This window comes from Sphingopyxis sp. (assembly GCF_035944815.1).
In the GTDB taxonomy this organism is placed as follows: Bacteria; Pseudomonadota; Alphaproteobacteria; order Sphingomonadales; family Sphingomonadaceae; genus Sphingopyxis.
The window spans coordinates 1-14367 of the sequence record NZ_DASZAU010000007.1 but is presented as its reverse complement, the minus strand read 5'-3'; the positions used below and the strand labels follow the sequence as shown (position 1 = coordinate 14367).

The window sequence follows — 14367 nt, the reverse complement described above, 5'->3', positions numbered from 1 at the left end:
AAGTTACCGTGAGCCCGGCCCAGCGCCGGGCTGACGAACCAGAGGGGCCGTAATGGCATCGCTTAAGGAACTCAAAGGGCGGATCGTCTCGGTCAAATCGACCCAGAAGATCACCAAGGCCAAGAAGATGGTCGCCGCCGCCAAGCTGCGCAAGGCGCAGGCTGCGGCCGAAGCCGCGCGCCCCTATGCCGAGCGGCTCGAAGGCGTCGTCGCCAGCCTCGCGTCGAAGGTCGGCGCGTCGGATTCGGCGCCGAAGCTGCTTTCGGGTACGGGCAAGAGCGACACGCACCTGCTCGTCGTGCTCAACAGCGACCGCGGCCTTGCGGGCGCGTTCAACTCGAACATCGTCAAGGCCGCGCGCGACAAGGCGCTCGAACTGCAGGCACAGGGCAAGAAGGTCGTCTTCTACCTCGTCGGCCGCAAGGGCCGCCCGGTGATCAGCCGCCTCTTCCCCGGCCAGATCATCGAGCAATATGAGACGACCGGCATCCGCGACATCGGCTTCGAGCAGGCGAGCGAAATCTCGGCGAAGGTGATGGAGCTTTACGAAGCCGGCGCCTTCGACGTCGCGCACCTCTTCTATTCGAAATTCCGTTCGGCGCTGCTCCAGATCGCGACCGGCCAGCAGATGATCCCGGTTCCGCCGCCGGCCGACGTCCCGGCGTCGAGTGGCGCCGCGGTCGAATATGAACCCGACGAGGAAGCGATCCTCGCCGACCTGCTCCCGCGCAACGTCACCATCCAGATCTTCAAGGGCCTCCTTGAAAACGCCGCGTCCGAACAGGGTGCGTCGATGACCGCGATGGACAATGCAACGCGCAACGCGGGCGACCTGATCAACAAGCTGACCATCGTTTACAACCGCACGCGTCAGGCGGCGATCACCACCGAACTTATCGAAATCATTGCCGGCGCCGAAGCGCTGTAAGCTATCCAAGCAAGGAAGAACGTAATGGCTACCGCTCCCGCTGAAAAGAAGGCTCCCGCCAAGAAGGCCGCCGCGCCCAAGGCTGCTGCGCCGAAGAAGGCTGCCGCTCCCAAGGCTGCCGCCACCGGCACCGCGACGGGCCGCGTCGCACAGGTCATCGGCGCCGTCGTCGACGTCCAGTTCACCGGCCCGCTGCCGGCGATTCTGAACGCGCTCGAAACCGACAACAACGGCAACCGCCTCGTCCTCGAAGTCGCGCAGCACCTCGGCGAGAACACCGTCCGCACGATCGCGATGGACGCGACCGACGGCCTGACCCGCGGCCAGCCCGTGACCGACACCGGCGCGCAGATCACCGTTCCCGTCGGCCCGCAGACGCTCGGCCGCATCCTCAACGTCATCGGCGACCCGATCGACGAGCGCGGCCCGGTCAACGCCGGCATGTCGGCGCCGATCCACGCAAAAGCTCCCGAATTCGTCGACCAGTCGACCGAAGCCGCGATCCTCGTCACCGGCATCAAGGTCATCGACCTGATCGCCCCTTATGCCAAGGGCGGCAAGATCGGCCTGTTCGGCGGCGCGGGCGTCGGCAAGACCGTGCTGATTCAGGAACTGATCAACAACATCGCCAAGGGCCACGGCGGCGTCTCGGTGTTCGCGGGCGTCGGTGAACGCACCCGCGAAGGCAACGACCTGTACCACGAATTCCTCGACGCCGGCGTTATCGCCAAGGACGCCGACGGCAACCCGACCCCCGACGGGTCGAAGGTGGCGCTGGTGTTCGGCCAGATGAACGAACCCCCGGGCGCCCGCGCCCGCGTCGCGCTCTCGGGTCTGACGATGGCCGAATATTTCCGCGACCAGGAAGGCCAGGACGTCCTGTTCTTCGTCGACAACATCTTCCGCTTCACGCAGGCGGGTTCGGAAGTGTCGGCGCTGCTCGGCCGTATTCCGTCGGCGGTGGGCTATCAGCCGACCCTGTCGACCGACATGGGCGCGCTGCAGGAACGCATCACCTCGACCAACAAGGGTTCGATCACCTCGGTGCAGGCCATTTACGTCCCCGCGGACGACTTGACCGACCCTGCTCCCGCAACCTCCTTCGCCCACTTGGACGCGACGACGACGCTCAACCGCGCGATTTCGGAGCTGGGCATCTACCCCGCGGTCGATCCGCTCGATTCGACCTCGCGCGTTCTGACCGCCGCGACCGTCGGCCAGGAGCATTATGAAACCGCCCGCCGCGTTCAGGAAACGCTGCAGAAGTACAAGTCGCTGCAGGACATCATCGCGATTCTCGGCATGGACGAGCTGTCGGAAGAAGATAAGCTGGTCGTTGCCCGCGCGCGCAAGATCCAGCGCTTCCTGTCGCAGCCGTTCCACGTCGCCGAAGTCTTCACCGGCATCCCCGGCAAGTTCGTCGCGATCGAAGACACGGTGAAGTCGTTCAAGGCCGTCGTCGACGGCGAGTACGACCACCTGCCCGAAGCGGCCTTCTATATGGTCGGCGGCATCGACGAAGCGATCGCCAAGGCCGCGAAGCTCGCCGAAGACGCGTAACAAGGTTGAGCCCCTCCCCAAGCGGGAGGGGTTTGAGGACATATCATGGCTCTGAAGTTCGAACTCGTCACCCCCGCCCGCCTCGAGCGGTCTACCGACGTCTATATGGTCACCGTACCGGGCAGCGAAGGCGATTTCTCGGTGCTCGAAGGCCATGCGCCGTTCATGGCGACGCTGCGCAACGGCCCGCTGACCATCTATGCGACCGCGGGCGCCGCGCCTGAGACGATCGAGGTCGAAGGCGGCTTTGCCGAGGTCAACGAAGCGGGGCTTACCGTGCTTGCCGAGCATATCGCCGGCTGATTTCCCACCGTCCACAGGTTGGGCCAAAAGCCCGCATCCACCCGGATGCGGGCTTTTTTCTTGTCCATCGTCCAATCGCGCGGCGCATTAGGACAATGTCAAAGTTTCCGATTTATTCACCGTGTCGGATGGGGGTTCGTCTGTCACGGCAGGCGGTGCTCCCGAAGATATGGAAGCAGGATAAACCGATGAGTGCATTCGGACGCCGCCCCGGAACCGCTGGCCGCCCCGCCTTTGGCGTGGCCAAGCCGATGCAGACCGGCCCCGGCATGGGCGGCGGCTCGCAATTCCCCGCCCTCGACACGCCCGCCGAGGCACCGCCGCCGATCCCGTCGAACCTGTCGCCCGAAGAAGAGGCGATGGAACGGCTGAACCAGCGGTCGACCGCCGAAATGGCGGAGCCGGAGAAGGCGCAAGGTTTCGAAGCCAGCGTCCACAAGATCAAGGAACAGGTGCTGCCGCGCCTGCTCGAACGCGTCGATCCCGAAGCCGCTGCGACATTGTCGAAGGACGAGCTGACCGAGGAATTCCGCCCGATCATCCTCGAGGTGCTCGCCGAGCTCCGCATCACCTTGAACCGCCGCGAACAGTTCGCGCTCGAAAAGGTGCTTGTCGACGAACTGCTCGGTTTCGGTCCGCTCGAGGAACTGCTGTCCGACCCCGACATCAGCGACATCATGGTCAACGGGCCGTACCAGACCTATATCGAACGCAAGGGCCAGCTCGTCATCGCGCCGATCCAGTTCCGCGACGAACAGCATCTGTTCCAGATCGCGCAGCGCATCTGCAACATGGTCGGCCGCCGCGTCGACCAGACCACACCGCTCGCCGACGCCCGTCTCAAGGACGGCAGCCGCGTCAACGTGATCGTGCCGCCGCTGTCGCTGCGCGGCACCGCGATCTCGATTCGTAAATTCTCGGCCAAGCCGATCACGCTCGACATGCTCTGCCAGTGGGGCGCGATGAGCCAGAAGATGTGCACCGCGCTGAAGATCGCGGGCGCCAGCCGTTTCAACATCGTCATCTCGGGCGGTACGGGCTCGGGCAAGACGACGATGCTCAACGCGCTGTCGAAGATGATCGACCCCGGCGAACGCGTGCTGACGATCGAGGACGCCGCCGAGCTTCGCCTGCAGCAGCCGCACTGGCTGCCGCTCGAAACGCGTCCGGCGAACCTCGAGGGCAATGGCGCGATCCATATGGGCGACCTCGTCAAGAACGCGCTGCGTATGCGCCCTGATCGCATCATCATGGGCGAAGTCCGCGGCGCGGAGTGTTTCGACCTTCTCGCCGCGATGAACACGGGTCACGACGGGTCGATGTGTACGCTGCACAGCAACAGCCCGCGCGAATGCCTCGGCCGTATGGAAAACATGGTGCTGATGGGCGATATCAAGATCCCGAAGGAAGCGATTTCGAAGCAGATCGCCGACTCGGTCGACCTGATCGTCCAGATCAAGCGCCTGCGCGACGGCTCGCGCCGCGTCACCAACGTCACCGAGGTGATCGGCATGGAAGGCGACGTCATCGTCACGCAGGAACTCTTCAAGTTCGAATATCTCGACGAGGACAAGGACGGCAAGATCGTCGGCGAATATCGCGCGATGGGCCTGCGCCCCTATACGCTGGAAAAGGCCCGCCAGTACGGCTTCGACCAGCCCTATCTCGAAGCCTGCCTCTAAGCGCCTAGAGCCGCATCCCGAGCCAGATCACCGCTTCGGTCGACGCCGACACGAGCGGGTCGACTAGACGCGGCCAGAAGCCCGCCGATGGCAGACGGGCCGCCGACAGATCATGATGTTCCTGTTCTTCGGCAACGATTATCGCCAGCGTCCGGACCGCGGGCTCATCGACGCCCCGCAACGCCGCAATCTGTTCGTGCATGTGGCGTAGCACGACGCGCTCGATCGCGACCGTCGTCGCGGCAATCGCGCCGCGGCCCGCGATCCCGGTGATCGTGCCAAGAATCAGGCCGCCGATGCCGCACCAGAAATAGCTGCGGCAGCGACCGCGCCCGCGGCGCTGCAATTCTGCGGCAAAGAGCGCGCGGTGGCCGCGTTCATGGGCGAGGAAGGAATCGAGTTCGTCGACCATGTCGGGGGCGCGCATGCGTGCGAACCAGCGTTGGGCCCGATAGATACAGACCGCACCATGCTCGCCCGCATGGTCGACCTTCATCACCCGGTCGCCGAGCGCTTCGCCCGGCTTCAACCTCGCGGTCAGCATGGTGCCGCGCGCGGTTCCCATATTATCTGCCGGCCAGCCAAAACGCCGTCGCGAAGAGGGCGACGGCGGCGGAGGCCAGCGCGATGCCGCGCCACGGCATGAACCCGACCTCTTCGACGTCGTGCCGGTTGTTGCGGCGCCAGTTCGCGACCTCGGCAACGCCGAACAGCGCCGCAGCCGTAATCGCAACCGACAGCATCGACACTTGCATTGCCGCGCATCCCTTCGCAGAACAGGGCCTTCCCCCGCTCTCCGCAAGGAGACGAAGTCCCCCAGGCAGAGAGGTGCCCCATATGCGTCCGCTATCGATTGTTGCAAGTGCCGCCATCGCAATCGCCGTCCCCGCCGCCGCGATGCAGCACGACGGCCATGCTGGCCACGCCGCCGCGCCGAAGTCGGGCGACGCGATCGCCGCCGCCGTCGCCGCGCCGACGCGTACCCCCGCCAATCTGGCGCGCGATCCCTATCGCCACCCGGCAGAAACGCTCGCCTTTTTCGGCGTAGAGCCGGGCGACACGGTGGTCGAGCTGTGGCCCGGTGGCGGCTGGTACACCGAAATCCTCGCGCCGCTGACCAAGGCCGGCGGCGGCACGCTCTATGTCGCGGCGCCGTGGGAGCGCGGCCTCAACCGCGTAAAGACCAAGCAGGCCGAAAATGCCGACGTCTATGGCGCGATGAAGCTCGCCGAATTCCCCAACGCCGGTACCAATCCCAAGGTGCCCGACGGCAGCGCCGACGTCGTGCTGACCTTCCGTAACGTCCATAACTGGCGTTTCGACGGCGCCGACAACACGGCGAACGCGTTCAAACAGATTTTCGCGATGCTGAAACCCGGCGGCACGCTCGGCGTGGTCGAGCATCGACTGAACGAGAGCGACGACAGCGCGAAGGAAGAAAAGTCGGGCTATATGAAGAAAAGCTCGATCGTCGCCTTTGCCGAGGCCGCGGGCTTCAAGCTCGTCGGCGAGAGCGAGATCAACGCGAACCCCAAGGACAGCAAGGATTATCCCAAGGGCGTCTGGACGCTGCCGCCGAACCTGACCGAGGGCGAAACCGACCGCGCCAAATATGTCGCGATCGGCGAATCGGATCGCATGACGCTGAAATTCGTGAAGCCCAAGTCCTGAAGCATTTCGAGTCCATCGACCCGGCGCTGCTGCTCAGCGCCTATGCGCAGGGCATTTTCCCGATGGCCGACGGGGCGGACGACCCGTCGGTCCATTGGGTCGAGCCGCGCCTGCGCGCGATCCTGCCGCTGGACGGCTTCCACCTGTCGCACAGCCTGAAAAAGGCGATCGTTTCCGACCGCTTCCGCGTCACCACCGACACCGCCTTCGCCGACATGGTCGCGCTCTGCGCCGCGCCCGCCGACGACCGGCCGACGACGTGGATCAACCCCGTGATCAAGGCGAGCTACGATCGCCTGTTCCAGATCGGCCACGCGCACAGCGTCGAATGCTGGCTGGACGGCGAACTCGCGGGTGGTCTCTACGGCGTCACGCTCGGGCGCGCCTTTTTCGGCGAATCGATGGTCAGCCGCGCGCGCGACGCGTCGAAGGTCGCGCTTGCGCACCTCGTCGCGCGGCTCGTCGCCGGCGGCTGGAAATTGCTCGACTGCCAGTTCATCACCCCGCACCTCGCCAGCCTCGGCGCGATCGAAATCCGCCAGGCCGACTATCTCGCGCGGCTCTATTCGGTGTTGGCGGGGGGCGACGGCGCAGCCTTGGGCGCCGGGGCCGGCACGACAGGCGGAGCGACCGGCGGCGTCGCCGTGCCTTCGCCGCCGTTCGTCGCGGGCGACTGGGGCGCGCTCGACGCCTTGGGCGCCGCACCCGATTTCGGCACCGACCGCGCCACGGGCTCGCCGCCCGGATATGTCATCGCGCAGCTTTTGACGAAGACGTCGTAGATCGGGTGCTGGATCACGTTGCGGTCGGGCCGCTCGCGGAAAATCCAGCCCGAAAAGACGCGGTACCATTTGTCGTCGCGCTGGTCCTGCACCGTCAGCTGGACGAACGCGCCGGTTTCGGGCGGATCTTCCCACGGCGCGGTTTGTTCGCACGCGCGCAGCCGGACGATTGCGCGACCGACGCGCGCCGAATCGCCGGGCTTCATCTCAAGCTCGCGGACAAGGCCGTTGCGCTTGTTGAGCAGGCCGACGACGGCGACGCGCTCGGGCATCGGGGTCGCGCCTTCGATGCCGCCGACTTCCTGCGGCACGCGTTCGGATTTGGCGATCTGCGGCGCCTTGTCGCTGCCGCCGCTTTTGGTCGGCGTCCGGTCGCAGCCGACCAGCGCGCTCGCCGCGACGAGCGTCAGGAACGCGATGCGGAGGGGGCGCGACCTCACGGAAGCTCAGTCGGCGCCGGGCCGCCAGGCCTCATAATCGCCGGTCGCGGCAGCCCGGTGGCCGCCGCGTTCGAGCGCGCCGGCGGGGCGATAAGCGCCCGTGCTGCCGGTCAGGTTCGCGCTCGGTTCCTTTTCCCACGCGCGCGGCGCGGGCAGCACGTCACCGGGCAGTTCGTCGAACGTGCCATGCAGCCAGCCGTGCCATTCGGGGGGCACGCGGCTCGCGTCGTTCGACCCGTTATAGATCACCCAGCGGCGCCCGCCCTTTTTCGCGCGGAAATAGCGGTTGCCGAGGCTGTCCTCGCCGACCTTCTCGCCCGTGCTCCAGCTGTTCAGCAGCGTGCCGACGGTCGCGCCGTCCCACCAGGTGAAAATCTTGCCCAAAATGCTCATGGCTGCGGCGTTTACAGGCAAGCCAAGGCGCTTCGCAAGCGGCAAACCGCGCCGGGCGGCTCTTTCTGCCGCTTTATCGGTCTTTCCACGTCACCTTCGCCGTCTCGTCGAGGCCGAGCCGGGCCGCGGTGCCGCCCGCGAGTTCGAGAACCGCGCTCACCTCGCCTCCGCTGACCACCGGTTCGAGCGATTCGGGGATGGTGTTTTCGGCGATCCGGTCGATGCTGCCGTCGGCGCGGATGAAGATCATATCGAGCGGAATCAGCGTGTTCTTCATCCAGAAGCTGCCGATCCGCGGCTTTGCGAAGGGAAAGATCATGCCGCCGTCGGCAGGCAGACCGGTCCGGAACATCAACCCGCGATCCTGTTCCGCATCGGTGCGCGCGACCTCGACGTTGAACCGGTGCGCCTTGCCTGCCATTTCGATCGTCAGCGGGATCGTCGCCGCCGTTTCGGCCTGCGCGGCAGGATCGCTGCTGCACGCCGCCATCGGCAGCGCCAGCGACAGGGCAAGAGCGGTCAACATGATGCGCATCGGCAGATCCTTATCCCGGCGGGCTTCGCCGTGCCCTAATCGAGCCCCGCCGCATCGTCCAGCGCCGCCAGCGCCGCGTCGTCCCCCGGCGGGACGGCAAGGATGCGGCGCGCGATCGCCATGCTGTGCCCGGCGCGCAAAAAGGCGGCGATTTGCCGCTCGCGCAATTTCGGATCCTCGATCGCGCCGGCGGCAAAGGGCCCGAACCGCCGCCGCCGCGCAAAATCGATCGCCGCCGATGTCGCGGCGCCTTCGGCCGCCTCGATCGCCTCGCTGCTGTCCGCCTCGGCGATCCCGTCGACATAAAGCTGTGCCTTGACCCGCCGCACGCCGAGCCCGCGCCGCGTCATCGCGCCCGCGCGCATCGCGGCATATTGGCGGTCGTCGAGATAACGGAGCCGCTCCATCCGGTCGGCGACCGCCTCGCACGCCGTCATGGCGTCGACATCGTCCATCCATTCGGATTCGCGCACTTTTCTGGCGAGATAGCGTGTCAGCTTGGCGCGGCTCGTCGCGAATCGCGCGACATAGGCGAGCGCGAGCTCGTCGAGCCGCGCTGCGCCGAGCGGCCTTTTGGAGCGGTCGGACGGAGCGGAACGGCGCGGCATGCCATGTTTGTGCCACAGTCGGGCCCGATTGAGAACGATCAACACCGCCATATCGGGGCATCAAAGCCCGGAAATGGGCGATTTGTTCAAACAACATAAGGTTCGCGCACGCTGACATGGCTCAAAAAGATGACATGCTTGTTGCCGCGCGGCCTCTATCGCGGGATGTCGCAGCCCCTATGACCGATATCGAACCTGTTTCGGCCGATGTGCTCGTGCCGACGTCGACAGAATGTGCCCAGCCGCGCCGCTTCTCGGACTTCGCCACCGTCGGCGAAGCGCTCGACTATGCCGCCAGCGGATCGCGCGGGCTCAATTTCCACGACCCGCGCGGCAAGCTCGTGCGGCCCTATCCCTATAGCGAACTCAAGGCCGACGCGCTCGCCGCCGCCTACCGCCTGATCGCCGCGGGCGTGCGGCCGAACGACCGCATCGCGCTGATCGCCGAAACGGGCCCCGAATTCGCCGCGCTCTTTTTCGGTACGATCTATGCCGGCGCCTGGCCGGTGCCGTTGCCGCTGCCCACCAGCTTCGGCGGGCGCGATAGCTATGTCGGCCAGCTTGTCGTCCAGCTCACCAGCTGCGACCCCAAGATGCTGTTTTTCCCGCCCGAAATCGCCGCGATGGCAGTCGAGGCGGCCGAACAGCGCGGCGTCGCACCGATCGACTGGGCCGAATTCGAAACGCGCGCGGCCCCCGTCGCGGCGCTCCCCGAACAGAAGACCGACGAGACCTGCTATCTTCAGTACAGCAGCGGTTCGACGCGTTTCCCGCACGGCGTCGCGGTGACGCATGGTGCGCTGCTCAACAATCTCTCGGCGCATTCGCACGGCATGGAATTGCAGGACAGCGACCGCTGCATCAGCTGGCTGCCCTGGTACCACGACATGGGCCTCGTCGGCTGCCTGCTCTCGCCGGTCGCGAACCAGGTATCGGTCGATTATCTCAAGACCGAGGATTTCGCGCGCCGCCCGCTCGCCTGGCTCGACCTGATCAGCCGCAACAAGGGCACGACGCTCAGCTATTCGCCGACCTTCGGCTACGATATTTGCGCGCGCCGCATTTCGAGCCAGAGCCATGTCGCCGACCGCTTCGACCTGTCGCGCTGGCGCGTCGCGGGCAATGGCGCCGACATGATCCGCCCCGACGTGATGCAGAGCTTCGTCGACGCCTTTGCCGACGCGGGTTTCAAGGCGAGCGCCTTCCTGCCGAGCTACGGCCTCGCCGAAGCGACGCTCGCGGTCAGCATCATGCCGCCGGGGGAAGGCATCGTCGTCGAACTGGTCGAGGAAACCGAATTGTCGGGCGCCGCGAACGACAGCGGCCGTCCGACGCGCTACCGCGCGATCGTCAATTGCGGCAAGGCGGTCAAGGACATGACCATCGAAGTCCGCGACGAAGCGGGCAATCCGCTGCCGGACCAGACCGTCGGCAAGGTGTGGTGCACCGGCCCGTCGCTGATGACCGGCTATTATCGCGACCCCGAATCGACCGCCGCCTGCATGGCGGACGGCTGGCTCGACACGGGCGATATGGGTTATATGTCAAACGGTTACATCTATATCGTCGGCCGTGCCAAGGACATGATCATCATCAACGGCAAGAATCACTGGCCGCAGGACATCGAATGGGCGGTCGAGCAGTTGCCCGGTTTCAAGTCGGGCGACATCGCGGCGTTCGCGATCACCACCCCGGGCGGCGAGGAAACTCCTGCGGTGCTCGTCCAGTGCCGCACCAGCGACGAAGCCGAACGCCTGATGCTGCGCGACACGATTCGCGACCGCGTCCGCGCGATCACCGGCATGAATTGCCTGATCGAACTGATCCCGCCGCGCACGCTGCCGCGCACCAGTTCGGGCAAATTGAGCCGGTCGAAGGCGCGCGCGCAATATCTGGCCGGCGAAATCCAGCCTTTCGCAATGGCGGCGTAAGGGCCGGGCGCGTCCGGTAACGACTGGAATCTGCCCCATCCATCATCGTCACCCCGGACTTGATCCGGGGGGTATAGTGGATCGCACGGCGTGTACACGACCGCCCGCATTTCGCGCGAGCGTCATTAATCCTAATGCTGCTTTTCGAGCTTCCGTTGTCGTTCGATAAGGTACGCCGCCGCTTTGCCGCTTTCGACGAAATCAAATGCGCTCATTTGGCATTCTAGCATTGTGGCGTGTTCGGTTTTGCCCTTTACGCGGTTCAAACAAATGCAGAATTTCCCGTCGTCTATCGGAACTAGCGCAATCTGAATTCCGGCGCGTTCGATGGACCAAACGCCAGCCGCATCCGTTTCCCAATTTGGCGAGCCAACAAATTTCTTCCGGCGTTTGATGTAGTTCAGATATTCGCGGTGACTTTCGCTGGCAATCGTACTCTCGGTCAATTTGTCGCAGCATTGCGCCCCAACGATCATAGTCCCCCATCGGGGGTGCGAAACCATATGAGCATAGCGAAGCGCCTTGCCGCAATACTCGCATTCACCGTCCAATCCGCCAAGGTCATCTTCGCCTATAAGCCACCAGTCCTTTGATGGCCTTATCGTCCCATGCTCTTGGGCATGGCACCCTTTGCATAGGACAATGCATTCATCGTGGGGGTATTGCCACGGCAATCGACCGTGGGTGTAGTCTGGATGATGGACTTGTAAGACGACTTCATCTTGCGAACGGAAGCAGTGCGCACATACGCCGCCGTGCAGCTCGATTTGCTCGGCGCGGTATTTTGCCCATTCCTTTTGCCGATACAGGTTTATTGCGTTCCTCCGAACCATTCGTCGCACCCGTCTTAGAAATTTTGACCGGGAGTTTCGAGGTCGAAGCTTCCGGCCATTCCCGATCATTCAAAATCTAAATACAAGCGGTCAGCTAGGCAGGAGGCGCAGGCGTACATGACGAAGCTTGATCCGTGGCAAAGGGAAATGATCCGAGGCCTTTTTCCCTATTCTGGCGGACGCTTGCGGATTGAGGAGGCTTTCGCAACGAAGTTTCCGCATATCCCGGCAAAATTGTACAAGTATCGCGATTTCTCGAACAGCTACCATAAACAGGCGCTCGAATGCGATCAGCAATGGTTTTCCAGCCCCGATAATTTTAACGACCCGTTTGATACCGTAGCGAACTTCAAATCGGACAAGCTTCCTCGACAACGGCAAACGCTGGAAGAGTGTTTGGCAGAAGTTGAACTCATCCGAGCCACTGAAGCAAAAGGTGGCAAGTGGATAGCGTCGCCGATCACTGACCCGATCAGCGTTGAACAATGGCGGAAGGAAGTTCTTGAGCCACTGACATTGCAGTTGCCTAAGGAACATCAGGATATTTTCCGGGCCATGCTACGATCGTCAAACGAAGACCTAAATGATGAACTCGTGAGCGGTACGTCGGCCTTCCTGCGAAACGGATTCAGCGCCCTGTCGCTGTCGGCGGACCCGACATCAAATCTGATGTGGTCCCACTACTCGGCTTCCCATAAGGGATTTTGCATCGAGTATGATTTCGGTTCCTTGCCATATAGCGACTTGCGCAAGCGCATGTGCTTTCCAGTTTTTTATCGCAAAAAGCGGACTGATAGCACCCGCTATTTCTCGCAGGCGCGAGCTGACTTCAACCCTGCGGTCGGCATATACCTGTGCCTGATGAAAGGGGCCGAATGGTCCTATGAGCAAGAATGGCGCATTGTACACGCAATTGGTCCTGCCGATGCCAATCGCCTCTATGCAATGCCTCCACCGAGCGCATTGATCGTGGGTGCTTGCGTAGGCACCGCCGATCTCGAATATGCTCAATCATTCTGTCACAGCCGAGCCATTCCGCTTCGGCAGGCAAGATTGAAATCGGATAGCCTAAGCGTAACGGTATCCGAACTCAGCTAAAGTCGCTTGCTTCGATCAAAGGCTTTCAAACCTCCAAAGAGGCCGGAAGAGCTTGTACTATCGTTTGCAGAAGAGCAGTTTCAGCCACTCCGATCGCCCGCGCAATGGCGATAAATTCCAGCACATCTAACCGTCGCTCAAGCTGCTCAATCTTGTTGACGAATGAAGGGTGCTTGCCGAGCCGTCTCGCCAGTTCACGCTGAGACAAACCTTGCTCGACGCGGGCGGCTTTGATCGCATCGATAGCAGTCCGATATTCGGGTGAAACCACCCATCCGCGCTGCATCGATACATCCCCGATTCTTAGGCCGGGGCTTTAGGTATATGTAAACCCGAACGTCCCCATAATGGGGACACTTGAGATGTTCGACGGGGAGTGCTGGCCGTGAAGAAAACATGGGCGACTGTAGTTGTGATTGCGGGATTGCTCGCGGCGTGTTCCAGCCAACCGGCAGGCGTAGGCAGCTATGTGATGTCGGATACCGATACCGCAATGATGGTTCAGATTGCGTCTATTGAAGAAGGGCGCGTGAATGGCACGGTGTCAGCAGTCGTGTCTGGCGAGGACGGAAAAACGAGCGCCGGAACGCGATCGTTTTCGGGAACGCTAGAAGGCAAGGCGCTCAATCTGTCTGTCGAGAATGGCAACGGTGTTTCACTCGTCACCGGCATATTGGAAGGTGACAAGTTGAAGCTGACATTCTTCGCCGATGGAAGTTCCAATCAAATCACATTCGCAAAGAGTGATGCGAGCGAGTTCGACAAGCTGGTTGGGTCAAAACGGGTTCGCGCCGCCGAGAAACAGCAGGAAATTGAAACTGCCGCCGCGCAGAAAGAGCGGATGGCACAACGGTCTAAAACTCAAAAATCGATCGACGATCTGGCCGACAAACTCTTTGCCAAGGCGCAGGAGCTACAGCAGAAAACGAAGAAGCTGGACACCGTGATTGCCGGTTATCAATCGGCCCGCAATCGGGTAGGAAAGATGCAGGTCACCAAGCGCGGCATCGATGCCTCGTCCTATGACGGCTCCTATCGCGTCGACGAAATCAATTATCAGATTGACGACCTGTCGAATGACATGGCTTCCGTCCACGGCGACGTGAAATCTTACGCGGAGACCTTGGACGGCTTTATGTCCGACACGGCCTCGCAATCGCCTTGGCTCATTTCGGAGTGTGAAGCTGACAATTTGTTGGATTGCTCCCGCCTTTCGGCAGCGGCGCAATTGCTGGGCACCCGCAATACGGAATTTCGCGCTGCTTATGCTCGGGAAAAGGCCGCTTTTGAAGGAAGGCGCGGGACCAAAAGCTGATTATCCCACAATCGTTGCTACTACACGCGCCAATTGCGGGGACAGTCGGCAAGCGCCATCTTTGCGCAAGATGAAATCAGCTCCGGTGAATGTGTTGGTCTGCACGAAATCCAAAATCTTCGCATCGACCTTGGGGCGCTCAGGTTCTGACGTGCTCCCCTGAAATGTGACCGATTTTGAGTAGAGTCCGACGCGAAGGAGTCGGACAGAATGAAACGAAGCAGGTTCAGCGAAGAGCAGATCATCGCGATATTGAAGGAGCATGAGGCGGGGATGCCGACGGCGGAT

Annotated in this window: 17 protein-coding genes and 1 pseudogene; 9 read left to right on the top strand and 9 right to left on the bottom strand. The window is 62.9% G+C overall.

The window, feature by feature from the left end; all coding sequences use genetic code 11:
* Nucleotides 1–52: 52 nt before the first annotated feature.
* The 4 genes from VGU00_RS09840 (at nt 53) to VGU00_RS09825 (ending at nt 4473) form a co-directional block, all read left to right on the top strand.
* The gene (locus VGU00_RS09840) at nt 53–928 is read left to right on the top strand and encodes a F0F1 ATP synthase subunit gamma (protein WP_327467980.1); all 876 of its coding nucleotides are present in this window, start codon (nt 53–55) and stop codon (nt 926–928) included.
* Between the two features lie 24 nt (nt 929–952).
* Nucleotides 953–2488, top strand: a complete 1536-nt coding sequence (atpD, locus tag VGU00_RS09835; RefSeq protein ID WP_327467978.1) for a F0F1 ATP synthase subunit beta — start codon at nt 953–955, stop codon at nt 2486–2488.
* Between the two features lie 45 nt (nt 2489–2533).
* Nucleotides 2534–2791 (top strand): ATP synthase F1 subunit epsilon, encoded by a 258-nt coding sequence (locus VGU00_RS09830; protein ID WP_327467976.1) that lies wholly within the window; start codon nt 2534–2536, stop codon nt 2789–2791.
* A 188-nt stretch (nt 2792–2979) separates the two neighbouring features.
* Nucleotides 2980–4473, top strand: a complete 1494-nt coding sequence (locus VGU00_RS09825; RefSeq protein WP_327467974.1) for a CpaF family protein — start codon at nt 2980–2982, stop codon at nt 4471–4473.
* Between the two features lie 4 nt (nt 4474–4477).
* Here the strand turns inward: VGU00_RS09825 and VGU00_RS09820 are convergent, their stop codons facing one another.
* Nucleotides 4478–5038, bottom strand: coding sequence for a demethoxyubiquinone hydroxylase family protein (locus tag VGU00_RS09820; RefSeq protein ID WP_327467973.1), 561 nt, complete (start codon nt 5036–5038; stop codon nt 4478–4480).
* A gap of 1 nt (nt 5039) precedes the next feature.
* On the bottom strand, nt 5040–5222 hold the full coding sequence (locus VGU00_RS09815) for a hypothetical protein (RefSeq protein WP_327467971.1): 183 nt from the start codon (nt 5220–5222) through the stop codon (nt 5040–5042).
* 88 nt (nt 5223–5310) lie between these two features.
* Between VGU00_RS09815 and VGU00_RS09810 the strand changes: the two genes are divergently transcribed.
* Nucleotides 5311–6144, top strand: coding sequence for a class I SAM-dependent methyltransferase (locus VGU00_RS09810; protein ID WP_327467969.1), 834 nt, complete (start codon nt 5311–5313; stop codon nt 6142–6144).
* Nucleotides 6145–6206: 62 nt separating this feature from the next.
* A complete protein-coding gene (gene aat, locus VGU00_RS09805; RefSeq protein WP_414713523.1) occupies nt 6207–6926 on the top strand; it encodes a leucyl/phenylalanyl-tRNA--protein transferase in 720 nt (239 codons plus the stop codon).
* A 35-nt stretch (nt 6927–6961) separates the two neighbouring features.
* On the opposite strand, the pseudogene VGU00_RS20090 reads toward aat, so the two are convergent.
* The 4 genes and pseudogenes from VGU00_RS20090 to VGU00_RS09785 all read right to left on the bottom strand — a co-directional run.
* Nucleotides 6962–7132 (bottom strand): annotated as a pseudogene (locus VGU00_RS20090) (DUF2155 domain-containing protein); the annotation flags it as partial.
* Nucleotides 7133–7372: 240 nt separating this feature from the next.
* Nucleotides 7373–7759 carry an NADH:ubiquinone oxidoreductase subunit NDUFA12 gene (locus VGU00_RS09795; protein WP_327467967.1) on the bottom strand — a complete coding sequence of 129 codons (387 nt, stop codon included), beginning with the start codon at nt 7757–7759 and terminating at the stop codon, nt 7373–7375.
* 73 nt (nt 7760–7832) lie between these two features.
* Nucleotides 7833–8294 (bottom strand): DUF192 domain-containing protein, encoded by a 462-nt coding sequence (locus VGU00_RS09790; protein WP_327467965.1) that lies wholly within the window; start codon nt 8292–8294, stop codon nt 7833–7835.
* A 35-nt stretch (nt 8295–8329) separates the two neighbouring features.
* Nucleotides 8330–8902: a regulatory protein RecX gene (locus VGU00_RS09785; protein ID WP_327467963.1), complete on the bottom strand. Its 573-nt coding sequence runs from the start codon at nt 8900–8902 to the stop codon at nt 8330–8332.
* A 179-nt stretch (nt 8903–9081) separates the two neighbouring features.
* Between VGU00_RS09785 and VGU00_RS09780 the strand changes: the two genes are divergently transcribed.
* Nucleotides 9082–10833: a fatty acyl-AMP ligase gene (locus VGU00_RS09780; protein WP_327467962.1), complete on the top strand. Its 1752-nt coding sequence runs from the start codon at nt 9082–9084 to the stop codon at nt 10831–10833.
* Between the two features lie 131 nt (nt 10834–10964).
* Here the strand turns inward: VGU00_RS09780 and VGU00_RS09775 are convergent, their stop codons facing one another.
* Nucleotides 10965–11666 (bottom strand): hypothetical protein, encoded by a 702-nt coding sequence (locus VGU00_RS09775; RefSeq protein WP_327467960.1) that lies wholly within the window; start codon nt 11664–11666, stop codon nt 10965–10967.
* A 117-nt stretch (nt 11667–11783) separates the two neighbouring features.
* Here VGU00_RS09775 and VGU00_RS09770 point away from each other — a divergent pair, with 117 nt between their 5' ends.
* Nucleotides 11784–12764, top strand: a complete 981-nt coding sequence (locus tag VGU00_RS09770; RefSeq protein WP_327467958.1) for a DUF2971 domain-containing protein — start codon at nt 11784–11786, stop codon at nt 12762–12764.
* 25 nt (nt 12765–12789) lie between these two features.
* Here the strand turns inward: VGU00_RS09770 and VGU00_RS09765 are convergent, their stop codons facing one another.
* Entirely contained in the window at nt 12790–13050 is a 261-nt protein-coding gene (locus VGU00_RS09765) for a helix-turn-helix transcriptional regulator (RefSeq protein ID WP_327467956.1), read from the bottom strand.
* A 99-nt stretch (nt 13051–13149) separates the two neighbouring features.
* Here VGU00_RS09765 and VGU00_RS09760 point away from each other — a divergent pair, with 99 nt between their 5' ends.
* Entirely contained in the window at nt 13150–14079 is a 930-nt protein-coding gene (locus tag VGU00_RS09760) for a hypothetical protein (RefSeq protein ID WP_327467955.1), read from the top strand.
* Here the strand turns inward: VGU00_RS09760 and VGU00_RS09755 are convergent.
* Nucleotides 14080–14367, bottom strand: a 288-nt coding sequence (locus VGU00_RS09755) for a hypothetical protein (RefSeq protein WP_327467953.1), incomplete at its 5' end; no start/stop codon positions are given. It abuts the gene before it with no gap.